27 protein-coding genes are annotated in these 25,523 nt (G+C 66.6%); 13 read left to right on the top strand and 14 right to left on the bottom strand.

The features are described 5' to 3' along the window. Positions 1 to 7 precede the first annotated feature (7 nt). The 3 genes from WS69_RS32905 (at position 8) to WS69_RS03480 (ending at position 2,873) form a co-directional block, all read left to right on the top strand. On the top strand, positions 8 to 172 hold the full coding sequence (locus WS69_RS32905) for a hypothetical protein (protein WP_156437919.1): 165 nt from the start codon (positions 8 to 10) through the stop codon (positions 170 to 172). 510 nt (positions 173 to 682) lie between these two features. Further along, the gene (locus tag WS69_RS03485) at positions 683 to 2,164 is read left to right on the top strand and encodes a sigma-54 dependent transcriptional regulator (RefSeq protein ID WP_059469422.1); all 1,482 of its coding nucleotides are present in this window, start codon (positions 683 to 685) and stop codon (positions 2,162 to 2,164) included. Between the two features lie 205 nt (positions 2,165 to 2,369). Continuing rightward, positions 2,370 to 2,873, top strand: coding sequence for a dihydrofolate reductase (locus WS69_RS03480; protein ID WP_059469421.1), 504 nt, complete (start codon positions 2,370 to 2,372; stop codon positions 2,871 to 2,873). A gap of 153 nt (positions 2,874 to 3,026) precedes the next feature. Here the strand turns inward: WS69_RS03480 and pmbA are convergent, their stop codons facing one another. Next, positions 3,027 to 4,397, bottom strand: coding sequence for a metalloprotease PmbA (pmbA, locus tag WS69_RS03475; protein ID WP_059469420.1), 1,371 nt, complete (start codon positions 4,395 to 4,397; stop codon positions 3,027 to 3,029). A 137-nt stretch (positions 4,398 to 4,534) separates the two neighbouring features. Here pmbA and yjgA point away from each other — a divergent pair, with 137 nt between their 5' ends. Next, on the top strand, positions 4,535 to 5,143 hold the full coding sequence (gene yjgA / locus WS69_RS03470; RefSeq protein ID WP_059469507.1) for a ribosome biogenesis factor YjgA: 609 nt from the start codon (positions 4,535 to 4,537) through the stop codon (positions 5,141 to 5,143). After that, positions 5,124 to 5,744, top strand: a complete 621-nt coding sequence (gene mog / locus WS69_RS03465) for a molybdopterin adenylyltransferase (protein WP_082715908.1) — start codon at positions 5,124 to 5,126, stop codon at positions 5,742 to 5,744. The genes yjgA and mog overlap by 20 nt, the downstream gene beginning before the upstream one ends. A 64-nt stretch (positions 5,745 to 5,808) precedes the next feature. Here mog and orn read toward each other — a convergent pair whose 3' ends face one another. Then, positions 5,809 to 6,414 (bottom strand): oligoribonuclease, encoded by a 606-nt coding sequence (gene orn / locus WS69_RS03460; protein ID WP_010105445.1) that lies wholly within the window; start codon positions 6,412 to 6,414, stop codon positions 5,809 to 5,811. Between the two features lie 117 nt (positions 6,415 to 6,531). On the opposite strand from orn, the gene WS69_RS03455 reads away from it, so the two are divergent. From WS69_RS03455 to WS69_RS03445, 3 genes are all read left to right on the top strand, one after another. Continuing rightward, positions 6,532 to 7,791 (top strand): M48 family metallopeptidase, encoded by a 1,260-nt coding sequence (locus WS69_RS03455; protein ID WP_059469419.1) that lies wholly within the window; start codon positions 6,532 to 6,534, stop codon positions 7,789 to 7,791. After that, the gene (rsgA, locus tag WS69_RS03450; RefSeq protein ID WP_059469418.1) at positions 7,788 to 8,732 is read left to right on the top strand and encodes a ribosome small subunit-dependent GTPase A; all 945 of its coding nucleotides are present in this window, start codon (positions 7,788 to 7,790) and stop codon (positions 8,730 to 8,732) included. The genes WS69_RS03455 and rsgA overlap by 4 nt, the downstream gene beginning before the upstream one ends. 65 nt (positions 8,733 to 8,797) lie before the next feature. Continuing rightward, the gene (locus tag WS69_RS03445; protein WP_059469417.1) at positions 8,798 to 9,115 is read left to right on the top strand and encodes a putative signal transducing protein; all 318 of its coding nucleotides are present in this window, start codon (positions 8,798 to 8,800) and stop codon (positions 9,113 to 9,115) included. Positions 9,116 to 9,395: 280 nt separating this feature from the next. Here the strand turns inward: WS69_RS03445 and WS69_RS03440 are convergent, their stop codons facing one another. Together WS69_RS03440 and WS69_RS03435 are read right to left on the bottom strand one after the other, a co-directional pair. Continuing rightward, a complete protein-coding gene (locus WS69_RS03440; protein ID WP_059469416.1) occupies positions 9,396 to 10,334 on the bottom strand; it encodes a CobD/CbiB family protein in 939 nt (312 codons plus the stop codon). Between the two features lie 102 nt (positions 10,335 to 10,436). Continuing rightward, positions 10,437 to 11,120: a CoA pyrophosphatase gene (locus tag WS69_RS03435; RefSeq protein WP_059469415.1), complete on the bottom strand. Its 684-nt coding sequence runs from the start codon at positions 11,118 to 11,120 to the stop codon at positions 10,437 to 10,439. Positions 11,121 to 11,617: 497 nt separating this feature from the next. Here WS69_RS03435 and WS69_RS32900 point away from each other — a divergent pair, with 497 nt between their 5' ends. Continuing rightward, a complete protein-coding gene (locus tag WS69_RS32900; RefSeq protein WP_156437914.1) occupies positions 11,618 to 11,893 on the top strand; it encodes a hypothetical protein in 276 nt (91 codons plus the stop codon). A 548-nt stretch (positions 11,894 to 12,441) separates the two neighbouring features. Further along, positions 12,442 to 13,035 (top strand): GNAT family N-acetyltransferase, encoded by a 594-nt coding sequence (locus WS69_RS03430; RefSeq protein ID WP_059469414.1) that lies wholly within the window; start codon positions 12,442 to 12,444, stop codon positions 13,033 to 13,035. A gap of 266 nt (positions 13,036 to 13,301) precedes the next feature. Here the strand turns inward: WS69_RS03430 and rplS are convergent, their stop codons facing one another. The 4 genes from rplS to rpsP all read right to left on the bottom strand — a co-directional run bounded on the left by rplS (position 13,302) and on the right by rpsP (position 15,608). Then, complete coding sequence (rplS, locus tag WS69_RS03425; RefSeq protein WP_059469413.1) at positions 13,302 to 13,691, bottom strand: 50S ribosomal protein L19; 390 nt, start codon at positions 13,689 to 13,691, stop codon at positions 13,302 to 13,304. 134 nt (positions 13,692 to 13,825) lie between these two features. Next, positions 13,826 to 14,620: a tRNA (guanosine(37)-N1)-methyltransferase TrmD gene (gene trmD, locus WS69_RS03420; protein WP_059469412.1), complete on the bottom strand. Its 795-nt coding sequence runs from the start codon at positions 14,618 to 14,620 to the stop codon at positions 13,826 to 13,828. 1 nt (position 14,621) lies between these two features. Further along, a complete protein-coding gene (gene rimM / locus WS69_RS03415; protein WP_059469411.1) occupies positions 14,622 to 15,311 on the bottom strand; it encodes a ribosome maturation factor RimM in 690 nt (229 codons plus the stop codon). Between the two features lie 42 nt (positions 15,312 to 15,353). Further along, the gene (gene rpsP / locus WS69_RS03410) at positions 15,354 to 15,608 is read right to left on the bottom strand and encodes a 30S ribosomal protein S16 (protein ID WP_004189402.1); all 255 of its coding nucleotides are present in this window, start codon (positions 15,606 to 15,608) and stop codon (positions 15,354 to 15,356) included. A gap of 164 nt (positions 15,609 to 15,772) precedes the next feature. Here rpsP and WS69_RS03405 point away from each other — a divergent pair, with 164 nt between their 5' ends. Beyond that, the gene (locus tag WS69_RS03405) at positions 15,773 to 16,921 is read left to right on the top strand and encodes a PQQ-dependent sugar dehydrogenase (RefSeq protein ID WP_059469410.1); all 1,149 of its coding nucleotides are present in this window, start codon (positions 15,773 to 15,775) and stop codon (positions 16,919 to 16,921) included. 112 nt (positions 16,922 to 17,033) lie between these two features. Further along, positions 17,034 to 17,501, top strand: coding sequence for an NINE protein (locus tag WS69_RS03400; RefSeq protein WP_059469409.1), 468 nt, complete (start codon positions 17,034 to 17,036; stop codon positions 17,499 to 17,501). Positions 17,502 to 17,537: 36 nt separating this feature from the next. On the opposite strand, the gene WS69_RS03395 is transcribed toward WS69_RS03400, so the two are convergent. Both WS69_RS03395 and WS69_RS03390 read right to left on the bottom strand, forming a co-directional pair. Beyond that, a complete protein-coding gene (locus WS69_RS03395; protein ID WP_059469408.1) occupies positions 17,538 to 18,698 on the bottom strand; it encodes a PA0069 family radical SAM protein in 1,161 nt (386 codons plus the stop codon). Between the two features lie 110 nt (positions 18,699 to 18,808). Continuing rightward, a complete protein-coding gene (locus WS69_RS03390; protein ID WP_059469407.1) occupies positions 18,809 to 19,297 on the bottom strand; it encodes an Lrp/AsnC ligand binding domain-containing protein in 489 nt (162 codons plus the stop codon). A 144-nt stretch (positions 19,298 to 19,441) separates the two neighbouring features. On the opposite strand from WS69_RS03390, the gene WS69_RS03385 reads away from it, so the two are divergent. Further along, positions 19,442 to 20,728: a D-amino acid dehydrogenase gene (locus tag WS69_RS03385; protein ID WP_059469406.1), complete on the top strand. Its 1,287-nt coding sequence runs from the start codon at positions 19,442 to 19,444 to the stop codon at positions 20,726 to 20,728. A gap of 115 nt (positions 20,729 to 20,843) precedes the next feature. Here WS69_RS03385 and WS69_RS03380 read toward each other — a convergent pair whose 3' ends face one another. The 4 genes from WS69_RS03380 to WS69_RS03365 form a co-directional block, all read right to left on the bottom strand. Beyond that, positions 20,844 to 22,634, bottom strand: a complete 1,791-nt coding sequence (locus WS69_RS03380; protein WP_059469405.1) for an acyl-CoA dehydrogenase — start codon at positions 22,632 to 22,634, stop codon at positions 20,844 to 20,846. A gap of 105 nt (positions 22,635 to 22,739) precedes the next feature. After that, the gene (locus WS69_RS03375; protein WP_059469404.1) at positions 22,740 to 23,687 is read right to left on the bottom strand and encodes an electron transfer flavoprotein subunit alpha/FixB family protein; all 948 of its coding nucleotides are present in this window, start codon (positions 23,685 to 23,687) and stop codon (positions 22,740 to 22,742) included. Positions 23,688 to 23,702: 15 nt separating this feature from the next. Beyond that, the gene (locus tag WS69_RS03370) at positions 23,703 to 24,452 is read right to left on the bottom strand and encodes an electron transfer flavoprotein subunit beta/FixA family protein (RefSeq protein WP_059469403.1); all 750 of its coding nucleotides are present in this window, start codon (positions 24,450 to 24,452) and stop codon (positions 23,703 to 23,705) included. A gap of 223 nt (positions 24,453 to 24,675) precedes the next feature. Then, positions 24,676 to 25,476, bottom strand: a complete 801-nt coding sequence (locus tag WS69_RS03365; RefSeq protein ID WP_082715907.1) for a MetQ/NlpA family ABC transporter substrate-binding protein — start codon at positions 25,474 to 25,476, stop codon at positions 24,676 to 24,678. Between the last annotated feature and the right edge of the window lie 47 nt (positions 25,477 to 25,523).

Raw genomic sequence — 25,523 nt, 5'->3', positions numbered from 1 at the left:
GCCACGCATGCGCGACGCCGACGACGTGGCGACACGTCGCATCGTCGCGCACGTTTTCCCGGCGCGGCGAGCGAACGTACTCGCCGCGACGAGCGCAATCGGCAGCATCGAAACGAAGACCGCTGGCGATGCCGGCAACTGGGAGGACAATCACTCGCGGTCGCCGCGCTGAAACGCAGCCGACGACGACTTACCGAGGAATGCGCATCGCGCCGCGACGATCGCAACGCGACACGCCACGGGGGGACCGACATGTCCGGGGAAATCGCGCCGACGCCCGCTCGGCCAGCCGCATTCGCGCGCCGCGCGTCGTGCGCGTGTGTCCTCGATCGTCTGGTCGGCGATCGGCCGGGCATGGTCGACGACCACACAACACGGCTGCGTCAGCCGACACGACGCTGCCGGCGCGCTTACGTTTTCCGCGCACCGCGCGACGCACATCGCGCTCGACGCCACCAGCCCATCCCGACCGAATGCGCCTACGCCGCATCGGTGCGCGAGCCGAGCGCAAGCCGACCGGCGTCGATCCCCGCGCCGCGCGCCCGCTTCGATTACGCCTTCGATCACACCTTCGATACGCATATGCCGACGATCGCGCCCGACAACGCATACGACGCGCCGCGAGCCACTATCGACGCGCGCATCCCCGACACGTTCCGAACAATATCTGCAGAGGTGCATCGTGCACGACTTCCGTCCCTACCCCGATTGCACGCCGCCCGGTCACGCCACGCATTCCTCGTCCGCATCGACCAACCCGAGCGCGGACGAGCAGGCCATACGCCCGCTCGTCTACCTGTCGCGCACGCCCGACACGACGCTCGTCGAACATCTGCGCGCGCGGCGCTGGAACGTGCACGTCGCGCGCTCGGCGAACGAAGCGGCGCGCCGCGTGAAGCCGAACCAGCCACAGGCGGGGATCGCGGATCTCGACGGTTTCGCGCCGCGCGAGCTGTCGACGCTTGAATTGGTGCTGCGGCAGCAGCAGGTCGGCTGGATCGCACTCGCGGGCGACACGCGCATCAACGATCCCGACGTGCGCCGGCTGATTCGTCAGTACTGCTTCGACTACACGCAAGGCCCGCCGCCGCACGAGACGATCGATTATCTCGTCGGCCACGCATACGGGATGGTCTCGCTGTACGATCTGGATTTCGCAGCGGGCATCGCCCAGACGACGGGCGACGAGATGGTCGGCGCATGCGACGCGATGCAGCAGTTGTTCCGGATGATCCGCAAGGTGGCCGCAACCGACGCGACCGTGTTCATCTCCGGCGAATCCGGCACCGGCAAAGAGCTGACCGCGCTCGCGATCCACGAGCGCTCGGAGCGCCGCAAGGCACCGTTCGTCGCGATCAACTGCGGCGCGATTCCGAATCATCTGCTGCAGTCCGAACTATTCGGCTATGAGCGCGGCGCGTTCACGGGCGCGAGCCAGCGCAAGATCGGCCGTGTCGAAGCGGCCGACGGCGGCGCGCTGTTCCTCGACGAGATCGGCGACATGCCGCTCGAAAGCCAGGCGAGCATGCTGCGCTTCCTGCAGGAAGGCAAGATCGAGCGCCTCGGCGGACACGAGTCGATTGCGGTAGACGTGCGGATCATCTCCGCGACGCACGTCAATCTCGAAACGGCGATGCGCGAAGGCCGCTTCCGCGAGGACCTGTTTCACCGGCTGTGCGTGCTGAAGCTCGAAGAGCCACCGCTGCGCGCGCGCGGCAAGGACATCGAAATCCTCGCGCATCACATCCTGCATCGGTTCAGGAGCGACGGCGCGCGCCGGATTCGCGGCTTCACATCGTGCGCGATCGAAGCGATGTACAACTATCAGTGGCCCGGCAACGTGCGCGAGCTGATCAACCGGATCCGGCGCGCGATCGTGATGTCCGACGGCCGCCAACTATCGGCCGCCGATCTCGATCTCGCGCCGTACGCGACGCGCCAGGCGACGACGCTCGCCGAAGCGCGCGAGCGTGCCGAGCGCCGGACGATCGAAGCGTCGCTGCTGCGGCATCGCCACCGCCTGACGGAAGCGGCAGCCGAGCTCGGCGTGTCGCGCGCGACGCTGTATCGGCTGATGGTGTCGCACGGGCTGCGCGAGCTGTCATGGGGCGCCGCGCATCGGCCGGGCGCGGGCAACGCCGGCGACGAAGCCGAGCGCACGTGATGCGCGCGTTCCGCGCATGCGGCACGGTGCATGACGTATAAGGCGCGGCGAGCGAGGCGTCCGTCGCCGCGCGTGCCGCGCGCGAAGCGGCATTCGGACCGACGCGATGCAAACGCCGCCCATCCCGCCGCGCCGAACGAGGCCGGCACGGCGCGCGATGCGCGATCCGGTAAAATCGTGCCCTTCGGCATCTTTTCTTTCCGTCATGACGACGCTGACCCTGATCGTCGCACGCGCCCGCAACGGCGTAATCGGCCGCGACAACCAACTTCCGTGGAAACTCCCCGAGGATCTCGCGTTCTTCAAGCGCACGACGATGGGCGCACCGATCGTCATGGGCCGCAAGACGCATGAATCGATCGGCCGGCCGCTGCCCGGTCGCCGCAACATCGTCGTCACGCGCGACGCCGCGCGGCGCTTCGACGGCTGCGACACGGTTTCGTCGCTCGACGACGCACTCGCCCTCGCTGCGCGCGACGGCGCGGCCGAGGCGTTTCTGATCGGCGGCGCGCAGCTCTACGCGGAGGGCCTGCGGCACGCGGACAAGCTGGTCGTCACCGAGATCGACAAGGACTTCGAAGGAGACGCGTCGTTTCCCGCGCCCGATCCCGCGCAATGGGAAGAGGTGTCGCGCGACGCACATCGCGCGGCGGAGCCGAACGATTTCACGTACGCTTTCGTCGTCTACCGGCGCAAGCGCGCCGGCTGACGCGGGCAGCGGCGCGCGTCCACGCGCCGCTGCGGCAAAGACGCCCAAAAAGACAAAACCCCTCGTTCCGAAAAACGAGGGGTTCGTCAGCATTCTAAAGCGCCGCTTGCCGTGGCGCTTTTTGCTTTTACACGATCGAACCGATCGCGACGCTCACTGCCCCGCGATCGTCATCTGCTCGATCAGCACCGAGCCCGTCGCCTTCGTCCCGCGCACGATCGAATCCGCGCCGATCGCGACGATGTGGCGGAACATCTCCTGCAGCGTGCTCGCGACGGTGATCTCCTCGACCGGATACTGAATCTCGCCGTTCTCGACCCAGAAGCCCGCCGCGCCGCGCGAATAGTCGCCCGTCACGTAGTTGACGCCCTGCCCCATCAGTTCCGTCAGCAAAAGACCCGTGCCGAGCTTCTTCAGCATCGCGTCGAAGTCGTCGGTCGGCCGCGTGAGCGCGCTCTTCAGCGCGATGTTGTGCGAGCCGCCCGCGTTGCCGGTCGTCTGCGTGCCGAGCTTGCGCGCCGAGTACGTCGACAGGAAATAGCCCTCGACGACGCCGTCCTTCACGACGCTGCGCGCGCGCGTGCGAACGCCTTCCTCGTCGAACGGCGCGCTGCCCATCGCGCGCGGCACGTGCGGGTCCTCGACGATCTGCACGTGCGGCGCGAACACCTCTTTGCCGAGGCTGTCGACGAGGAACGACGTCTTGCGATACAGTGCGCCGCCGCTCACCGCCTGCACGAACGCGCCGAGCAAGCCTGCCGCGAGCGGCGCCTCGAACAGCACCGGCACCTTGCGCGTATCGAGGCGGCGCGCGCCGATCCGCGCGAGCGCACGCTCGGCCGCATAACGGCCGACCGACTCGGGCGAAGCGAGCTCGTCCGCGCGGCGCTTCGACGTGTACCAGTCGTCACGCTGCATGTGGCGGCCGCTGCCCGCGATCGGCGCGCACGCGATGTAGTGGCGCGAGTACGGATAGCCGGCAAGAAAGCCGCGCGACGTCGCGAGCACGAACTGCGAGTGCTGCGCGGACACGCTCGCGCCCTCAGAATTGCGGATCTGCGGGCTGACCGCAAACGCGGCGTCCTCCGAGCGGCGCGCGATGTCGACCGCTTCGTCGGCCGAGATGCGCCACGGATGATAGAGATCGAGATCGCGCGGATCGGTTTCGAGCAGCTCGGCTTCGGCGAGCCCCGCCGCGTCGTCCTCGGCCGTGAAGCGCGCGATGTTGTACGCGGCCGCGACCGTGTCCTTCAGCGCGGCGGGCGAGAAATCCGACGTGCTCGCGTTGCCGCGCTTCTTGCCGATGAAGACGGTCACGCCGACCGTCTTGTCGCGGTTGTGCTCGATCGTCTCGACCTCGCCGCGCCGCACCGACACCGACAGGCCGTCGCCCTCGGAGATTTCGGTCGCGGCGTCGGTCGCGCCGAGCGCCTTCGCGTGCCGGAGGATATCCGTCGCGATTTCTTTCAGTTCGTTCTGCGTGTGCGGGAAATAGTGCGCCTGGGCGTCGAGGTTTGCAGCCATCGTCGTGGTATCCGGTGGCGGGCGGTTCGCCCGCGTGTTTCAAAATGTGCGTATCCCGCGATCATAGCAAGGTCCGGCGCGGGCGACGCGGGTCGGCGAACGCGATGCGCGGTGCGCGGCGCGATACAATGCCGCCCATGACACGCAAAACCCGTATCCAACCGATCGAGCCCGCCGCCGAAGACGCCAGCCACGGTTACGATCGCCCCAGCAAGTCCCAACTGAAGCGCGACATGCACGCGCTTCAGGAACTGGGCGTCGCCCTCGTCGAGTTGCCGAAGGATGCGTTCAAGCGCATGCCGATGCCGGAAGATCTCGCCGAAGCCGTGCGCGAGGCGCGCCGCATTACCGATCATGAAGGCAAACGCCGCCAGATCCAGTACGTCGGCCGCGTGATGCGCTCGCTCTCCGCCGACGAAACAGCCGCGCTGCGGCTGGCGCTCGACACGCAGCGCGGCGTCAACAAGGCAGAGACCGCACGCCTGCATTGGATCGAGCGCACCCGAGAGCGACTGCTCGCGAGCGACGACGCGCTGACCGCGTTCATCCACGAGCATCCGGCCGCCGACGTGCAGGAAGGCCGCATGCTGATCCGCAACGCGCGCAGGGAAGCGCAGCAGGGCAAGCCGCCCCGCTACTTCCGCGAGCTGTTCCAATGGATCAAGACGGCGAGCGGCGCGGCAGGCGACGCGGACGATTCGCCCGATCACGCCTCTTCTTCCGACGATGACGACGACGAAGCGTAACCATCCCGACGAACTCGTGATCGGCCTCGTGTCGATCAGCGACCGCGCCAGCAGCGGCGTCTACGAGGACAAAGGCATTCCCGCGCTGAAGGAGTGGCTCGCGTCGGCGCTTGCGTCGCCGTGGCGGGCCGAGACGCGGCTCATCCAGGACGACGCGCCGACGATCTCGGCGACGCTCGTCGAGCTCGTCGACGCGGCCGGCTGCGACCTCGTGCTGACGACGGGCGGCACGGGCCCCGCGCGCCGAGACGTGACGCCCGAGGCGACGCTCGCGGTCGCGACGAAGGAGATGCCGGGCTTCGGCGAGCAGATGCGGCAGATCAGCCTGAATTTCGTGCCGACCGCGATCCTGTCTCGGCAGGTCGCGGTGATCCGCGAGGCCGCGGATCACGCGGCGCTGATCGTGAACCTGCCCGGCCAGCCGAAATCGATCAAGGAAACGCTCGAAGGGCTGCGCGGCGACGGCGGCAAGGTCGAGGTGCCGGGCATTTTCGCTGCGGTGCCGTATTGCATCGACCTGATCGGCGGCCCTTACGCGGAGACGAATCCGGCCGTATGCGCGGCGTTCCGGCCGAAGAGCGCGGTGCGCGCGCCGAAATGATCGCCGCGGCGCAGCGACGCCCGCCCGCCTCCCCGGCCCGGCGCCACGACGCGCGGACCGCCGCTCAAGCGGTTTCGCCTGCCGGCGCGGCCGGAATCAGGAAGTGCTCGCGGTAGTACTTGAGCTCGTCGATCGACTCGTGGATGTCGGCAAGCGCCGTATGCATCGCGCGCTTCTGGAAGCCCTTGTAGATCGCAGGCTGCCAGCGCCGGCACAGCTCCTTGAGCGTGCTGACGTCGAGGTTGCGGTAATGGAAGAAGCGCTCGAGTTCCGGCATCCAGCGCGCCATGAAGCGGCGGTCCTGGCAGATCGAGTTGCCGCACATCGGCGACTTGCCAGGGGGCACGTGCTGGCCGAGGAACGCCTCGATCTGCGCGGCGGCGTCCGCCTCGGTGACGGTCGACGCGCGCACGCGGTCGATGAGGCCGGAACGGCCGTGCGTGTTCTTGTTCCAGTCGTCCATCTTCGCGAGCGTCTCGTCGCTCTGATGGATCGCGAACACGGGGCCTTCGACCGCGATGTCGAGGGTCGAATTGGTGACGACGACGGCGATCTCGATGATACGGTCGCTGTCCGGGTTCAGGCCTGTCATTTCCATGTCGAGCCAGACGAGGTTCAGTTCGTTGCGAACGAGCGCGGGCTGGCCGGCCACGGCAGAGATATCGGTCATGAGCAATCCTGGGAAATGGACGGGCGGCGCGCGCGCCGCCACGCGGACCGGCAAGCGACAAGCGGGCCGGGTCCGCAAGAACATATAATTCTCGCATAGATACCACTAGCGCCCTCGATGTCCGCCTATACCTTCACCCTGCTCTTCGCCGTCGCGCTCGTCGCGATGACGGGCACCAAGCTGTGGCTCGCGTCGCGGCAGATCCGCTTCGTCGCCGCACATCGCGGCCGCGTGCCCGCGCAGTTCCGCGAAACGATCCCGCTTACCGCGCACCAGCGCGCCGCCGACTACACGGTCGAACGCACCCGGCTCACGATGTTCGAGATCGTCGTCGGCTCGGCCGTGCTCGTCGGGCTCACGCTCCTCGGCGGCGTCGGCGCGCTCGATTCGCTCCTCACCGGCTGGCTCGGCCACGGCTACGGCCAGCAGGTCGCGCTCGTCGCCGCGGTGCTCGCGATCTCGAGCGCCGTCGACCTGCCGTTCGAGTACTACCGCCAGTTCGGCATCGAAGAGCGCTTCGGCTTCAACCGGATGACGAAGCGCCTGTTCTTCGCCGATCTCGCAAAGAACGCGCTCCTCGGCGCGGCGCTCGGGCTGCCGCTCCTGTTCGTCGTGCTGTGGCTGATGAACCAGGCAGGAGCGCTCTGGTGGCTGTGGACGTGGGCCGTGTGGGTCGGCTTCCAGTTGCTCGTCCTCGTGCTCTATCCGACCTTCATCGCGCCGCTCTTCAACAAGTTCGAGCCGCTGTCCGACGACGCGCTGCGCACGCGGATCGAGGGGCTGATGAAACGCTGCGGCTTCGCGGCGAAGGGCCTCTTCGTGATGGACGGCAGCCGCCGCTCCGCGCACGGCAATGCGTATTTCACGGGATTCGGTGCCGCGAAGCGGATCGTGTTCTTCGATACGCTGCTCGCCCGCCTGACGGGCAACGAAATCGAAGCCGTGCTCGCGCACGAGCTCGGCCATTTCAAACGCCGCCACGTGATGAAGCGGATGCTCTGGACGTTCGCGCTGAGCCTCGCGCTCCTTGCGCTCCTCGGCTGGCTCGCGCAGCGCACGTGGTTCTACACGGGCCTCGGTGTGATGCCGTCGCTCGCAGGCAGCAACGCGGGCGTCGCGCTCGTGCTGTTCTTCCTGTCGATGCCGGTGTTCCTGTTTTTCGTCACGCCGCTCGGCAGCCTGAGTTCGCGCAAGCACGAGTTCGAAGCCGACGCGTTCGCCGCGAGCCAGACCGACGCGCGCGACCTCGTCAACGCGCTCGTGAAGCTCTACGAAGACAACGCGTCGACGCTCACGCCCGACCCCGTCTACACCGCGTTCTACTACTCGCACCCGCCCGCGTCGCAACGGATCGACCGGCTGCTCCAGCTCTCATGAAGCGCGCGCCGACGAAGCAGCCGGCCAAGGCCGCCGCGCGCGGCGGCGAGCGCGTCGAAGGACGCGTGATCGCCGCGCACGGCCGCCACTACGTCGTCGCGCCCGCCGACGGCGGCCCGATGCTGCAGTGCTTTCCGCGCGGCAAGAAGAGCGACGTCGCGGTCGGCGACCGCGTCGTCTACGAACGGACGTCGGCCGACCAGGGCGTGATCGTCGAGATCGGTGAGCGGCGCAACCTGCTCTACCGCTCCGACCAGTTCAAGTCGAAACTCTTCGCCGCGAATCTCGATCAGTTGCTGATCGTGCTCGCGACCGAGCCGTACTTCAGCGAAGACCTGCTCGGCCGCGCGCTGATCGCCGCCGAGGCGAACGAGCTGAAGCCGATCGTCTTGCTGAACAAGATCGATGTCGAAGCCGCGCTGCCGGTTGCGCGCGAGCGTTTGGCGGCGTACCGCGCGCTCGGCTACGACGTGCTCGAGCTATCGATCAAGGGCGCGCCCGACGACGCACGCGCGCAGCTCGCGCCGCGCCTCGCCGGCCATTCGACGATCCTGCTCGGCCAGTCGGGGATGGGCAAATCGACGCTCGTGAACCTGCTCGTGCCCGACGCCGAGGCGGCGACGCGCGAGATCTCCGCAGCGCTCAACAGCGGCCGCCACACGACGACGTTCACGCGCCTCTATCCGCTCGCCGACGGCGGCGCGCTGATCGATTCGCCCGGCTTCCAGGAGTTCGGGCTCTATCATCTGACGGAAGGCCGCCTCGAGCGCGCGTTCCCGGAGTTCCGGCCGCTGTTGCCGCACTGCCGTTTCTATAATTGCCATCATCTGCACGAGCCTGGCTGTGCGATCCTGGAAGCCGTCGCCGACGGCAAGATCGCGCCCTCGCGCCACACGCTGTACGCACAGCTCGTGCACGAGGCGAGCCAGATCGTCCGCTAGCCGGGCGCCTCGGCGGCCGCGAGCCGCCCGCTCGCCCATTCGTCGTGCACAGAGGAGACGCCGCGATGCGCTTCAGGGCCCCCGATCTCGCGACCGCCCAGCACTGGGCGAACGTACTCGACGTGGCGGGCGTCGGCTGCGAGCTGCACAACCGCTTCGCGGGCGGCGCGCTCGGCGGCCTGCCGATCGACGCGTGCCTGCCGGAAATCTGGCTCGACGACGAGCGCGACGAGGCGCTCGCGCGGCGGCTGATCGAGGCGGCGTCGGCCGGGCCGCCCGCCGGCGCGACGCCGTGGCGCTGCGCGCGCTGCGGCGAGACGCTCGACGCGCAGTTCACCGCGTGCTGGCATTGCGGCGCGAACCGCGAACCGCGCGACGGCTGACGCAGCGCTTCGCCCCGCTTTACGCGTATTTGACGCCCATTCGGGCGTCCGCGACCCGCAGCAAGCGCAGAACATGCAAAAAAAGCCGGCTCGAAGCCTAATGCCGTTCGGTTGAGATCAAAAAGGCCGCTCCGATTGATACCGGAGCGGCCCTTTTCCTTGGTTCGGCAAGGCCACGGCGAACCATGCTTAACTGAACTGCATTACGGCTCGAAGCCGGCTTTTTCTCCGGCGATCGTCGCCGGTCCGGACGAAGAACGCACTACGCCCCGCCTTCGCGTCACGACACCCAGACGGCGATCGTCAGCATCAGCAGGAGCAGCATCCACAGGATCACCGCGCGCCACACGAGGCCGACGGCCGACTGCAGCGTGCGCGGCGTGCAGTCGTCGCCGACGGTCATCGGGCCGCTGTCGCCGGCCGCCAGCGCATCGACGCTCGACGGCTCCGCGAGCGGGCCTGCGAGCCGCGCGCCAAGCGCGCCGCTGCCGGCCGCGAGCAGCACGCCGTCGTTCGGGTCGGGCCACTGTCGCGTGTGATTGCGCCACGCGTAGATCGCATCCTCGAAGTTGCCGACGATCGCGAAGCCGAGCGCGGTCAGGCGCGCCGGCACCCAGTCGATCACGAAGAACGCACGCTGCGCGAACGTCGAGAACGCCGCGGTGCGGTCGTCCGCCTGCACCGACCAGCTACGCGCCAGATATTCGGCGATCCGGTACAGCACCGCGCCCGCGGGGCCGATCGGCAAAACGAACCAGAAGAACACGCCGAACACGTGGCGGTGCGACGCGACGACCGCATGGATCAGCGTATGGCGGACGATCTCGCTGACCGGCATGTCGACCGTGTCGATGCCCGTCCATTCTCGCAGGATGTCGCGCGCGCGCGGCACATCGTCGTTGTTGAGCGCGAGGTGGATGTCGGTGAAGTAATGGCTGAACTGCCGGAAGCCGAGCGTAAAGTACACGACGACGACATTCCAGAGAAACGCGAGCACGAAGCTCACCTTGTACAGCAGGAAATAAACGAGCCCGGCGGCAAGCACCCAGGGCAGCACGACGACGAGCCACGCGAGCACGCCATGCTTCCGCTTGCCGGCGTCGAAGCCGTGCGCAGCCGATTCCGCATGAGACTGAAACAGCGCGAAGACCGGATTGCTCGGCGACAGCGCGCGGACCTGTTCGATGATGAGGGCAAGGAGAACCGAGAAGAAAGTCATGCGAAGGGCCGTGCCGTTCTGGGATGATTGATTTTTCGCGTAACGATAGCACAGCGGACGCGCCGGATGGCCCGCGGCGTGCGTCGACTGTGGCGCCCGCCGCTAGGCCGCGAGGAAGCGGTACAGGTTGCGCAGCATGCCGGCCGTCGCCCCCCAGATGAAGTACTGGCCGCCGACCGGGCCGCGCGGATACGGCATCGCGAAGAAACGGCGCTCGCCGCCCTCCCAGCGAAACACCCGCACCTGATGATGCGCGGGATTCATCAGAAAATCGAGCGGCACTTCGAAGATCTCGGCCACTTCGAGCGTGTCCGCCTGCACCGTGAAAGGCGGATGCACGAGCGCGACGACGGGCGTCACGCAAAAGCCAGTACCCGTCAGATAGTCGGGCAGCGCACCCAGCAATTCGACGCGCTCGCGCGCGAGTGCGATCTCCTCGTGCGCCTCGCGCAGCGCGGTCGCGTTCGCATCGAGATCGTCGGGCTCGCGGCGCCCGCCCGGAAAGCTGATCTGGCCGGCGTGGTCGTTCAGGTGGTCGGCGCGCTGCGTGAGCAGCACGGTCAAGCCGCGCTCGCGCATGACGATCGGCACGAGTACGGCCGCGCTGCGCGGATCGACGCCTTCGACGAGTTGCGCCTCGGCGGGTTCCTGCATCCATTCGAGCGGTCGCGCGAAACGGTCGCGCAGGCCCTCCGGCGTCAGCAACGGCGGCGGGACGGCCGGCAGGCCGGCGCCGGTCGTCTCGATCGGCAGCACTTCGGGGTCGATGATGGGGCGACGGATCAAGGGGGACGCTCTTCTTGGAATGAATACGATCATATTGTCGCGCCGGAAAGAAAAAAGCGCTCGGCGCGGCGGATCGTCGAACGACACTGTCATCGGCGACAGAAAAAACCGCTGCGGATTCGGCCGACGTTCTTTGTCGATTCTCGGCTCATTATATGGTGCCGGAATAGCGCCGTCCGCAGTTCGCCCGCCGAATGCACGCAAAAAGCAGCGGAAAATACCGTGCGAAATGTCGATGGGCCCGGACTCGGCAAATCCAAGCTCGAAGCGACGTGCATCGGGATATTCGGCTCGGAAACGGTGCGCGAAGATTGGCTGCAGCGGCGGATTCACGGCAAGCGGCATGCGGCGAGCGTCGACTCGCGCCGTATCGGCCGAATTCGTCATACCGTCGCGTGGCGCTTGCGCCGCCCATTCGCTCTTTCAAACGTCTCGATCCGGCGAGCGGATTCAGCGCCACAGTTCGACTTCGGGTTGCCCGAGGACGCCGGGCGCCGATGAAATACGAGCAAAAATATCAAAACGCCGTCTTGAAGACGGCTGGATCGCAAAAAAGTACGCAACGCCACAATATACGCCAGGCAGTCTGTTTAGACTGGCTGCGGCTGCGGCTGCGGCGGCTCGAGCCGTGGCGGCGGACGGATACGAGTCGCAAACCCCAGCTGTTCGGCACGAATTCGGCGGTAGCGATTTGCCGTCAGGCCGAGCGAGTTTCCAGCGCGATCGCCGACGGCGCTGCGCGAGTGACAGCGTTTGCGCGTATTTTCCGGTGAACCGAACGGATCCCGGCCGCCTGGCCTTCCGGCGCGCAAAATGAGCAGGAAATAGTCGGTGCGGCGCACGTGTGCTTTCCGGTTTCGCGCCCGAAGTCGCCTCGTGACGATCGAGCCCGAGGAAGCCACACGTTCCGAATGCGGCGACATTTCGTTCGGGGTGGACCTGCTTGCCGATCGATTTGCGCAATGCGTTCGGCATTCACGAGACGCCCGACGCCCATTGCAATCGAACGGGAAGCGACACGCATCAGCGCCCCTGTCCGCGCGTCTCGCGGATGCGGGAAACCTGAGTGTGACCGCATTCGACACGGCTGCTCCGCCCGAGAATCGAGTCGCTCGATCCAATTTCCAACGCGTACGGATCGATACGAACCCGATCGATTCGACCTCGCAACCTGCGAATACCGGAAGGCTGAAACCTGCACGAGCGCGGCCGCGCTTCCGGCAACACGATTCGACAACCGGCGGGCGGACGATTGACGGATCCACATGAACCGCGATCGGCGCCACGCCGGGCCCTTCCGACATCACGACGACTACACGCCATGACGACCGCCTACGCACTCTGCTCGATTCGCTATAACGACGCGCCCGAAGCGCTTCGGCGCCAGTTCGCCCTGCTGCACCAACGCGTCGATCCCGACGACGCATGCGAACCCGGCGACACGGCGCCCGTGATCCACGACCCGCGCCTCGACGCGATGTCGTTCTATGTGTCGGCGCCGAAGAGCATCGACATCGTCAGCTACGCAGCGATCGTGCGCAAGACGATTTCGCACGCAGGCGAACGCTTTTCGATCGGCGGCCTCAGTTGGGTCGCGACCGATCCCGCCCACCGGCGCGCGGGGCTCGGAACGCGCACGGTCGCGGCGGCGACGCAGTGGATGGAAGCGAGCGGCATCGACATCGGCGTGTTCACGTGCGATCCGCCGCTCGCGAGCTTCTATGCGCGAGCCGGCCGCTGGCCGATCGCCTCGCGTGTCACGCTGATCGGCAGCCATGCGGACGGCGCACTGCGCAGCGACGCGCTGAACAAGATCGTCCTGATGCGACTGTTTTCGGCGAAGGCTCAGGCAGCCGCAGCGGAACTGAGCCACGCGACGATCGATCTCGATCTGCCGCTCGGCCAGTTTCTATGAGCGGATGCGGCGCGCTTTCGGACCGGCGATCGAAATCCGGGGCCGCCGGAATGCCGGCCGGCTTCCGGCATCACACGCGCAGTGCGTCGAGGCACCCGCGATCGCTCGGATACACGAGGATTCAGCGGATACAAAAAAGCCGCGGCGCCGCCGCGGCTTTCGACAGGCTGCCGAAAAAAACGCCGTGCGGAAGCATCCGCACGGCGCCTTTCCACGCCTGGCGGAACGCACACCGAATTGGATCCGGCACGCGTTCCCGACTGCGCTTACTGTTTCGCAGCAGCGGCGCGATCCTTCGACACCAGCTTTTCCTTGATCCGAGCCGACTTGCCCGAACGCTCGCGCAGGTAGTACAGCTTCGCGCGACGCACGTCGCCGCGACGCTTCACGACGATGCTCGCCAAGAGCGGCGAGTACGTCTGGAACGTACGCTCGACGCCTTCGCCCGACGAAATCTTGCGGACGATGAACGACGAGTTCAGACCACGGTTGCGCTTCGCGATCACGACGCCTTCGTAAGCCTGAACGCGCTTGCGGCTACCTTCCACCACGTTCACGTTCACGATCACCGTGTCGCCCGGGGCGAATTCGGGGATCGTCTTGCCTGCGAGCGCGCGCTCGATCTCTTCCTGCTCAAGTTTTTCAATCAGATTCATCACTGACTCCTAAAGCCATCTTGTCGGCGTTCGCACCTGCCGGTCGCCCGGCTCGGCCCCGATAGAGGATGGATTCACATCAGGCGCCGCGCACGCATGCATGACGCCGCCATATTCGCGAACGGAGCGCCGCCTCAGAAGGCCTGCTTCGCTTCTTTCGCGAGACTTGCAAGCCACGCCTCGTCGGCCCGGCTCAGCAACTTTTCGCGACGCGCCCGCGCAATCAGATCAGGGCGCTTCGCCAGAGTATTTCTCAACGCTTCCTGCCGACGCCAGCGCTCGATCTCGGCATGGTGCCCACCGAGCAGCACGTCCGGCACGCGCACGCCCTCGTATTCCTCGGGGCGCGTGTAGTGCGGGCAATCGAGCAGCCCTTCGGCAAAGCTGTCCTGCACCGCCGACTGAGCATCGTTCAACACGCCCGGAAGCTGGCGCACGACGGCGTCCATCAGCGCCATCGCCGGCAATTCGCCGCCCGACAGCACGAAGTCGCCGAGGCTCAGTTCCTCGTCGACGCAACGATCGATCAGGCGCTGGTCGATCGCCTCGTAGCGACCGCACAGCAGCACGACACCCGGCTCCGCGACCATCCGCATCACGCGGTCGTGCGTGAGCGGCGCGCCTTGCGGCGACATCATCACGACGCGCGACGTCGCAGCACCTTGCGCCGCCTGCGCGGCCTTCGCCGCGCCGATCGCCGCCTCGAGCGGCTTCGCGAGCATCACCATGCCGGGACCACCGCCGTACGGACGATCGTCGACGGTGCGGTAGTTGTCGGCCGTGAAATCGCGCGGATTCCACGTACGCAAGCCGAACCGCCCCTGCTTCACCGCGCGGCTCGTAATGCCCCAGTCGGTCAACGCGCGAAACATCTCCGGAAAGAGTGTGACGACGTCGAACTGGATCGCGCTCTGCGTGGCTTCGTCCATTTCAGTAATCGGCTTCCCAGTCGACGACGATGCGCCCCGCCGCCTGCTCGACCGCTTTCACGTACACGCCGACGAACGGAATCAGCCGCTCGCCGACCACCGGCCGGCCGTCCTTGCCGGTCGTCGGATATTCGACGCGCATGATCGAATGCACGCCGTTGTCGATCATGTCGGCGATCTTGCCGAGCGCGACGCCCGCCTCGTTGACGACGTCGAGGCCGATCAGGTCGACCCAGTAGAACTCGCCGTCGGCGAGCGCGGGGAAATCGTCGCGACGCACGAACACGCGGAAACCGCGCAACGCGAGTGCCGCATCGCGATCGGCGGAGCCGGCCGGATGCGCGACGATCGCGTCGCCATGCAACTTCGCTTGCGTGATGCGCGCGAATTTACGCTCCGCGCCTTTTTGCAGCCACCAATCGCGGGCCTCGAGGAGCGCATCGCCGCCTCGCCCCGCACCGGCGTGGGCCGCGAGCTTGACCCAGCCTTTGAGGCCGTACGCATCGACGACCGCGCCAACCTCGACCGCATCGTCCGGCCACGACTGCGCCGTGTCGATGCGAATTGCTTCCGAATCAGCCGCGCCGCCGCCCGCCTCTTTCGTGGGCGCGCGCTCGACGGGCTTGCGGACGAATACGCCGAACGACGGCGACCGCCCGCGCTTTACGCTACCGGAGTCGTGACCAGCCATCAACGAACCTCACAGCCGGCACTTCCGGCACGCCGCGCCATATTAGGCAGCCGGCTGCGCCTTTTGCGCTTGCTTGACGAGACGCTCGACGGTCGGCGACAGTTGCGCGCCGACGCCTTGCCAGTACGTCAGACGGTCTTGAGCGATGCGCAGTGCTTCGCCCTTCGTCGCGACCGGGTTGTAGAAGCCGACGCGCTCGATGAAGCGGCCGTCGCGACGGTTGCGCGAATCGGTAGCGACGATGTTGTAGAACGGGCGCTTCTTCGAGCCGCCGCGAGCCAGACGGATGATGACCATATGAATTCCTTCGGGAAACCGGGTTCGAAAACTACTGAAACGTGCGATTATAGCCGGAAACCGAAGGCACAACAAACACTTACCTGACAAAAATCCCGGAGGCGCTCTCCGAAGGCTTACAATTCCGCCATCGTGCGCTTCGCGCTCGCCCGCCTCCGTCCGCCATGCGTCCGCTCATCCCCCTGTCGCGCATCGTTTCCTCAGACCTGCCGACGCTGCTACGCACCGCTGCGGCCGCCTGTCTCGTTCTCGCCACAACCGCCGCATCCGCCGCACTGCCGATCGACGAGTTGAGCGTGCCGCCCGGCTTTCGCGTCCAGGTGCTCGCCGACGACGTGCCCGCCGCGCGTGAAATGGCGTGGTCGCCGCGCGGAATTCTGTACGTCGGCAGCATGGAGGGCCACGTGCATGCGCTCGTCGTGCGCGACGGCCATGTGCGGACGCACCATGTGATCGCGTCGGGACTCGAGATGCCGGTCGGCGTCGCGTATCGCGATGGCGCGCTGTACGTATCGGCCGTGTCGCGAATTCTGCGCCTCGATCGGATCGACGAACGGCTCGCCGCGCCGCCAAAGCCCGTCGTCGTCACGAACGCGCTGCCGACCGAGCGTCATCATGGCTGGAAATTCATCGCGTTCGGCCCTGACGGCAAGCTCTACGTGCCGACGGGCGCGCCGTGCAACATCTGTGTCGCCGACCGCGACCGCTACGCGATGATCGGCCGGATGAACCCCGACGGTAGCGGCTATGAGGTCTACGCGCGCGGCGTGCGCAACACGGTCGGCTTCGCATGGCATCCGGCGACGGGCGAGCTCTGGTTCACCGACAACGGCCGCGACCTGATGGGCGACGATCGCCCCGACGACAAGCTGAACCGCGCGCCGCGCGCGGGCCTCGACTTCGGCTATCCGTTCTGCCATGGCGGCGACGTGCTCGATCCGCAGTTCGGGCACGGCCACACGTGCGCAAGCTACGTGCCGCCCGTGCTCAAGCTGGGCGCGCACGTCGCCGCGCTCGGCATGCGCTTCTACACGGGCGACATGTTCCCGCCCGAATACCGCAACAACATCTTCATCGCCGAGCATGGCTCGTGGAATCGCAGCCGCAAGGTCGGCTACCGGGTCATGCGCGTGATCGCCTCGCCGGACGGCCGGTCCGCGCACCAGGAAGCGTTCGTCCAGGGATGGTTGAGACCCGACGAAAGCGTCTGGGGCCGCCCGGCGGACGTGCTGCCACTGCCGGACGGATCGCTTCTCATCAGCGACGACCATGCGGGCGCGATCTACCGGATCACCTATGATGCGACGCATTGACGCAACCGCTGCGTGACCTTGCGGCGCCCCGCATCGTAGAATGCGAGCCGACCGCCGCGCCCCTGTCTCGCCGGGGCGTCTATGAATAAGACACCCAATATCCTGCCCCGACATGTCCAGCAGCACGTCCACGCCGCCCCGCTTTCGCTCGAAGACGCTCACCGCACTGCTCGCACTCCTGTTCGGTTCGCTCGGCGCACACCGTTTCTATCTGTACGGCTGGACGGACCTCGCCGGCTGGGCGCATTTGCTCGCGACGAGCATCGGCATCCCCGGGTTCCTGCTGCTCGCGGCGTCGGGACGCACGGCCGCGCTCGGCTGGTGGCTCGCCGTGCCGGGCGCGATATCGCTGCTCGCCGCGTTCCTCGCCGCGCTCGTCTACGGGCTGCGCGCCGATGACAAATGGGACACACAATTCAACGCCGCCACGGGCCGCCACAGCCGCTCCGGCTGGGGCGTCGTGTTCGTCGTGATCTTTTCGTTGCTGATCGGGGCGTTCCTGTTGATGACGGGGCTCGCGCTCGCGTTCCAGACCTATTTCGAATCACAGGTCGAGGCCGCGAAGCAGATCTCGCAATGACGCATCCGCGCGCTCTGTCGACGCACCACGTGCGACTCAAAACAGGCTGAGCTGCGAACCGTCGTCAGCCTTCCGCGCTGAGCTTGGCAGCGCGAGCGGCTTCGGCGGCTTCAGCCGCTGCGGCGCGCGAAACTGCGAAAAATCGAGAATGCCATGCGTGCGCTCGTTCAGTCCGCAGCGCTTGGCCGCCATCCGGAAGCGCTGCCTGAGCAGATCCGCCCATATCCCTTCGCCCTTCATCCGCCAGCTGAAATCGGAGTCGTAGTCCTTGCCGCCGCGCATGTCCCGCACACGTGCCATCACCCGCTCCGCGCGATCCGGGAAATGCGCGGCAAGCCATTCTGTGAAAAGCGGCGCGACCTCCCACGGCAGCCGCAGCACGATATAGCTTGCATGCGTCGCGCCCGCGTCCGCGCACGCCTCCAGCACGCGCTCGAGATCGGGCTCGGTGACGAACGGGATCATCGGCGCGACGCTCACGCCGACCGGAACACCCGCGTCGCGCAGCGCACGGATCGTCCGCAGCCGGCGCGCAGGCGTCGCGGCGCGCGGCTCGAGCGCGCGCGCGAGTTCGGGATCGAGCGTCGTGATCGTGACGGCCGCCATCACCTGCTGACGCTCGGCCATCCGCGCGAGCAGGTCGAGATCCCGCTCGATCAACGACGACTTGGTGATCGCGGCGAACGGTTGCCCGTTATCGTGCATCACCTGGATCACCTGCCGCGTGATCCGCAGTTCGCGCTCGACTGGCTGATACGCGTCGGTATTCACGCCGAGCGCGATCGGCTCCGGCACGTAACGCGGCTTCGCGAGCTCGCGCTCGAGCAATTCCGCCGCGTTCACCTTCGCGTAGATCCGGCTCTCGAAATCGAGCCCCGGCGACAGTCCAAGATAGCTGTGCGTCGGCCGCGCGAAGCAGTAGATGCAGCCGTGCTCGCAGCCGCGGTACGGATTCAGCGACACGTTGAACGGGATGTCCGGCGATGCGTTGCGCGTGAGAATCGTTCTCGCGCGCTCCTCGAACACCTGTGTGCGCAACGGGACAGGCGGCTCGCGTTCGTCGTCGCGCGCCCAGCCGTCGTCGATCACCTCGCGCGCGACGGTCTCGTAGCGCCCCTGCAGGTTGTCCACCGCGCCGCGCCCCTTGCGGGGCACGGGCGGCGCCACCGGATATTCGACGTCGGATCGATCGCTCATCACGCCTCTGGTAAGCGGCCGAAGCCGCCAATGACAATGCCGCCAATTACTGTATATTTATACAGTAATTGGCGGCACGTGCCAAGCACTTCGGATGTGCGCTCTCGCGATCACTCGTCGACCGCGATCATCAGCGTCTCCTTGATTTCCTCCATCACGACGTAGCTCTTCGACTGCACGGCGCCCGGCAGTTGCAGCAGGATGTCGCCGAGCAGCTTCCGGTAGTCGGCCATCTCGCCGATCCGCGCCTTGATCAGATAGTCGAAATCGCCCGACACGAGGTGGCATTCGAGCACTTCGTCGATCTTCATCACCTCACGGCGGAACTGCTCGAACATGTTGCCGTTCTTGTGATCGAGCGTGATCTCGACGAACACGAGGAGCGCCGCGCCGAGCTGCCCAGGATCGACGCGCGCGTGGTAGCCGGTGATCACGCCGTCGCGCTCCATCCGCCGCACCCGCTCGATGCAAGGCGTGACCGTCAGTCCGACGCGCTCGGCGAGGTCCTTCATCGCCATGCGGCCGTCCTCTTGCAGCAGCTTCAGAATGCGCCGGTCCAGCTTGTCGAGCGCGCGCACTGGCTGACGTTGAGTTCTCATCGCTTTTTACTGAAAATTGAAAAAATACAATAACAAAACCTAGTAACTCAACAATACCATAGCGAAAAAAACTAGGTCGGATGTAGATCGCAGAGCGCATCGGGTGCGCCGCGCGCCATCCGGCGTTTTCTATCCGGAGCAGCTATGCGTGTGGTTATTTTGGGCAGCGGCGTGGTCGGCGTGGCGAGCGCCTATTATCTGGCGCGCGCGGGCCACGAAGTCACGGTGATCGACCGCGAGGCCGGCCCCGCCCTCGACACGAGCTTTGCGAACGCGGGCCAGATCTCGCCCGGCTACGCGGCGCCGTGGGCTGCGCCCGGCGTGCCGCTGAAGGCGGTCAAGTGGATGTTCGAAAAGCATGCGCCGCTCGCGATCCGTCTCGACGGCACGCGCTTCCAGCTGCAATGGATGTGGCAGATGCTGCGCAACTGCACGACCGAGCGCTATGCGCTGAACAAGGGCCGCATGGTGCGCCTCGCCGAATATAGCCGCGATTGCCTGCAGGCGCTGCGAGCCGAGACGGACATCCAGTACGAAGGCCGCACGGGCGGCACACTGCAGGTGTTCCGCACGCAGCAGCAACTCGACGGCGCCGCGAAGGATATTGCTGTGCTGCGCGACGCGAACGTGCCGTTCGAACTGCTGTCGCGCGACGAACTAAAGAAGGCCGAACCGGCGCTCGCCGCGGTTTCGCACAAGCTGACGGGCGGGCTGCGGCTGCCGGGCGACGAAACGGGCGACTGCCAGCTCTTCACGACGCGCCTGGCCGCGCTCGCCGAGCAGCTCGGCGTGAAGTTTCGCTTCAATACGAGCATTGATGCGCTCGCGATTGCGGGCGGCAAGATCGCCGGCGTCCAGTGCGGCGGCGAGATGGTGCGCGCCGACGCGTACGTGGTCGCGCTCGGCTCGTACTCGACGAACCTCGTCGCGAATCTCGTGAAGATTCCGGTGTATCCGCTGAAGGGCTATTCGATCACCGCGCCGATCGTCGATGCCGCGAAGGCGCCCGTGTCGACCGTGCTCGACGAGACCTACAAGATCGCGATCACCCGTTTCGACGACCGCATCCGCGTCGGCGGAATGGCGGAGATCGTCGGCTTCGACAAGCGGCTGCGCCAAGCACGCCGCGAAACGCTCGAAATGTGCGTCAACGACTTGTTCCCGGGCGGCGGCGATACGGCGAATGCGTCGTTCTGGACCGGCCTGCGCCCGATGACGCCGGACGGCACGCCGATCGTCGGCCGCACGCCCGTGCCGAATCTGTTCCTCAATACGGGCCACGGCACGCTCGGTTGGACGATGTCGTGCGGCTCGGGCCAGTTGCTCGCGGACCTGATGTCCGGCAAGAAGCCCGCGATCCGCGCGGACGACCTGTCGGTGCATCGCTATCTGACCGAAACGGACGGCGAGCACCGCCCGGCATACGCATGACGCGCTGATGCGCGACCGGCGCAGCCGCATGTGCGTGCGGCCGCGCTTCCCAAAAAGAACGGCGCCCTCAGGGGCGCCGTTCTTCGTTTCCACGTCTACTGACCGAACCGGACGATCAGAACTGGTCTTCCGTCAGCGCGAACACGCTCTGGCCGCCCTTCGCGCCGACGATCGACGCTTCGAACGCGCTTGCCTGCACGAGGATGTGCTCCGCGTAGAACTGCGCGATCGCGATCTTCGCGTCGTAGAACTTCGGATCGTCGGCGCGCTTCCGCTGTGCGACGAGAAGCGCGCGCGCCATTTGCCAGCCGCACAGCACGACGCCCGCGAGCTTCAGATACGGCACGCTGCCGGCGAACACGGCGTTCGGATCACCCTTCACGTTTGCGACGACGAAATCGACGACGTCCGACAGCGCGCGCGCACCGTGCGCCAGTTGCGTCTTCATCGCGGCGAATGCCGGGCCGTCGTGCGCGCCGAGCGCTTCGACCGTCCGCCGGATCTCGCCGACGATCGCCTTCGCAACCGCGCCGCCGTCACGCGCCGTCTTCCGGCCGACGAGGTCATTTGCCTGGATCGCGGTCGTGCCTTCGTAGATCGCGAGAATCCGCGCGTCGCGATAATACTGCGCAGCGCCCGTCTCCTCGATGAAGCCCATCCCGCCGTGCACCTGAATCCCGAGGCTCGCGACCTCGTTGACCATCTCGGTGCTCCAGCCCTTCACGACCGGCACCAGGTACTCGTAGATCGCCTGATGCTTCGCGCGCACGCCTTCGTCGGCGGCGCGATGCGCGTGATCGCTATGCGCGGCGGCGACGTACGACAGCGCACGCGCGCCTTCCGTCAGCGCGCGCATCGTCGCGAGCATCCGGCGCACGTCCGGATGATGGATGATCGTTACCGACTGCTTCGCGGAGCCATCGACAGGGCGGCTCTGCACACGCTCCTTCGCGAACTCGGCGGCCTTCTGGTACGCGCGGTCGGCGACGCCGATCCCCTGCATGCCGACGCCGAAGCGCGCCGCGTTCATCATGATGAACATGTACTCGAGGCCGCGATTCTCTTCACCGACGAGATAGCCGATCGCACCGCCGTGGTCGCCGTACTGCAGCACCGCGGTCGGGCTCGCCTTGATGCCGAGCTTGTGCTCGATCGACACGCAGTGCACGTCGTTGCGCGCGCCGAGGCTGCCGTCGTCGTTGACGAAGAACTTCGGCACGATGAAGAGCGAGATGCCCTTCACGCCCTCGGGCGCGTTCGGCGTGCGCGCGAGCACGAGGTGGACGATGTTGTCGGCCATGTCGTGCTCGCCCCACGTGATGAAGATCTTCGTGCCGAACACCTTGTACGAGCCGTCGCCTTGCGGCTCCGCGCGCGAGCGCACGAGCGCGAGGTCCGAGCCTGCCTGCGGCTCGGTCAGGTTCATCGTGCCCGTCCACTCGCCGGAGATGAGCTTCGGCACGTAGCGGGACTTCTGTTCGTCGGTGCCGGCCGTGAGGAGCGCTTCGATCGCGCCGTCGGTCAGGAGCGGGCACAGCGCGAACGACAGGTTCGACGCGTTCAGCATCTCGATGCACGGCGTCGCGATCAGCTTCGGCAGACCCTGGCCGTCGTATTCGGTCGGATGCTGCAGCCCCTGCCAGCCGCCTTCGACGAACTGGCGGAACGCCTCCTTGAAACCGGGCGTCGCGGTGACGGCGCCGTCCTTCCAACTGCTCGGATTCTTGTCGCCTTCGACGTTGAGCGGCGCGAGCACCTCGCCGCAGAATTTCGCCGATTCGTCGAGCACGGCGGCAGCCGTATCGAAGCCAGCGTCCTCGTAGCCGGGCAGCTTCGCGACCTCGTCGATGCCGGCCAGCTCCTTCATCACGAACAGCATGTCCTTGACGGGTGCGGTATAGCTCATGGTGCTCCTCTCCTGGTCCGTTTATGGTGTGAAAAGGGGCGCTCGCCGCGCCCCTTTGTTCATGTTCGACTTGCTCCGTGCGCTGAACGCGACGCGCGCTGCGCGTCAGCCGAGCTCGTTCACGAGTTCCGGCACGAGCGTAAACAGATCGCCGACGAGGCCGTAGTCGGCCACGCTGAAGATCGGCGCTTCGGGGTCCTTGTTGATCGCGACGATCACCTTCGAATCCTTCATCCCCGCCAGATGCTGGATCGCGCCCGAAATGCCCACCGCGATGTACAGCTGCGGCGCGACGATCTTGCCCGTCTGGCCCACTTGGTAGTCGTTCGGCACGTAGCCCGCGTCGACCGCCGCACGCGATGCGCCGAGCGCCGCGCTGAGCTTGTCCGCCAGCGGTTCCAGCACCTTCGTGTAGTTCTCGCCGCTGCCCAAGCCCCGGCCGCCCGACACGATGATGCTCGCCGACGTCAGCTCCGGACGGTCCAGCTTCGTCACCTCGCGGCTCACGAACTGCGACGCACCCGCATCCGCCGCCGCCTCGATCTTCTCGACCGACGCGCTGCCGCCTTCCGCCGCAACCGGGTCGAAGCCCGTCGCGCGCACCGTGATCACCTTGATCGGATCGCTCGACTGCACCGTCGCGATCGCGTTGCCCGCGTAGATCGGGCGCTCGAACGTATCGGCCGAGTCGACCGCCGTGATGTCGCTGATCTGCGCGACGTCCAGCTTCGCCGCGATCCGCGGCGCAATGTTCTTGCCGTACGCCGTCGCGGGCGCGAGGATGTGCGAGTAGTCCTTCGCGATGTTCAGCACGGTCGCCTCGACGTTCTCCGCGAGACCCGCTTCGAGTTGCGGCGCGTCGGCCAGGAGCACCTTCGCGACGCCCGCGATCTTCGCCGCCGCGTCCGCCGCGCCCTGCGCGTTGTGGCCCGCGACCAGCACGTGAATGTCGCCGCCGACGAATTTGCCAACTGCGGCGGCGGCAGCCACCGTGTTCAGCGTCGACGCCTTGATCGACCCATTGTCATGTTCGGCAATTACCAGAATCGTCATCTCTTTCCGCTCCCCTTACAGCACCTTGGCTTCGGTCTTCAGCTTCTCGACCAGCGTCTTCACGTCCGGCACCTTCACGCCCGCCGCGCGCTTCGCCGGCTCCACCACCTTCAGCGTCTTCAGACGCGGCGCAACGTCCACGCCCAGGTCTTCCGGCTTCACGGTCTCCAGCGGCTTCTTCTTCGCCTTCATGATGTTCGGCAGCGTCACGTAGCGCGGCTCGTTCAGGCGCAGATCGGTCGTCACCACCGCCGGCAGCGTCAGCGACAGCGTCTCCGCGCCGCCGTCCACTTCACGCGCGACCGTGGCCTTGCCGTCGGCGATCGTCACCTTCGACGCGAACGTCGCCTGCGGCAGGTTCGCGAGCGCCGCCAGCATCTGCCCCGTCTGGTTCGAATCGTCGTCGATCGCCTGCTTGCCGAGAATCACGAGCTGCGGCTGCTCCTTGTCGACCAGCGCCTTCAGGATCTTCGCGACGCCGAGCGGCTGCACTTCGTCGTTCGATTCGACGAGAATCGCACGGTCCGCGCCGATCGCGAGCGCCGTGCGAAGCGTTTCCTGAGCCTGCGCGACGCCCACCGACACCGCGATCACTTCCGTCGCCACGCCCGCTTCCTTCAGGCGCACCGCTTCCTCGACCGCGATCTCGTCGAACGGATTCATCGACATCTTCACGTTCGCGATATCGACCCCCGTGCCGTCCGTCTTCACCCGGACCTTCACGTTGTAATCGACCACTCTCTTCACTGGCACCAGGATTTTCATGCACACGCTCCAAAGTTACGAATACGACCAGCGGCCATTTTATAGCGAGGCTCGCCCACGCGGCGGCAACACCGGTCATTCAATTTGCGGCTACCGAGGATAGCGCCCCCTTGCGGCATGCCGACAATAGCGAACGGTCGTTCTATTTTAAAAGAGAAAAAACCCGGACGCCAAGCCCGGGTTTTCGACCTCCGCCTCTAATCGGCAGCGCCCCGCGTTCCGCTCACCATGCGGTGATCACCGCGCCGCCGAATTGGCGTTCGATGAAGCGCTTCACGTCGGGCGACCGGTACGCGGCGACGAGCTTCGCGACCCACGGCTTGTCCTTGTCTTCGGCGCGCACCGCGAGAATGTTCGCGTACGGACCGTTCGGCCCCTCGATCGCGATCGCGTCCTGTTTCGGCTTGAGTCCGGCCTCCATCGCGTAGTTCGTGTTGATCGCGGCCGCGTCGACGTCGGCGAGCGAGCGCGGAATCTGCGCGGCGTCGAGCTCGACGATCTTCAGTTGCTTCGGATTGTCGACGACGTCGAAGCGCGTCGCCTTCAGGCCCGCGCCGTCGCGCAGCTTCAGCAGGCCCTGCTTCTGCAGCAGCAATAGCGCGCGGCCGCCGTTCGTCGGATCGTTCGGGATCGCAATCCGCGCGCCCGGGCGCAGCTCCGCGAGCGACTTCACGCGCTTCGAATAGATCCCCATCGGGAACGTGACGGTGTCAGCGACCTTGACGATCTTGTAGCCGCGATCCTTCACCTGCGCTTCGAGATATGGATAATGCTGATAGCTGTTCGCGTCGATGTCGCCTGCCGCGAGCGCCGCATTCGGCTGCACGTAATCCGAAAACTCGACGATCTTGATGTCGAGCCCGCCCTTCGCGGCGACCTTCTTCACTTCCTCCATCACCTGCGCGTGCGGGCCGCCCGTCACGCCGACCTTGATCGGCTGCGCCTGCACCTGCGCACGCGCGCTCGCGACGCATGCGGCCGCGCCGAACGCGGCGGCGAGTTTGAGCATCGTTCTTCGTTGCATCTTCGGATCTCCTCTGCGGTTGCGGCGCCGCCGTCGGTCACGACGCG

Origin of the sequence: Burkholderia sp. BDU5 (assembly GCF_001522845.1) — a bacterium.
Lineage (GTDB): Bacteria > Pseudomonadota > Gammaproteobacteria > Burkholderiales > Burkholderiaceae > Burkholderia > Burkholderia mayonis.
The sequence above is the reverse complement of the archived record's forward strand: the minus strand, read 5'-3'. Positions and strand labels throughout refer to the sequence as shown.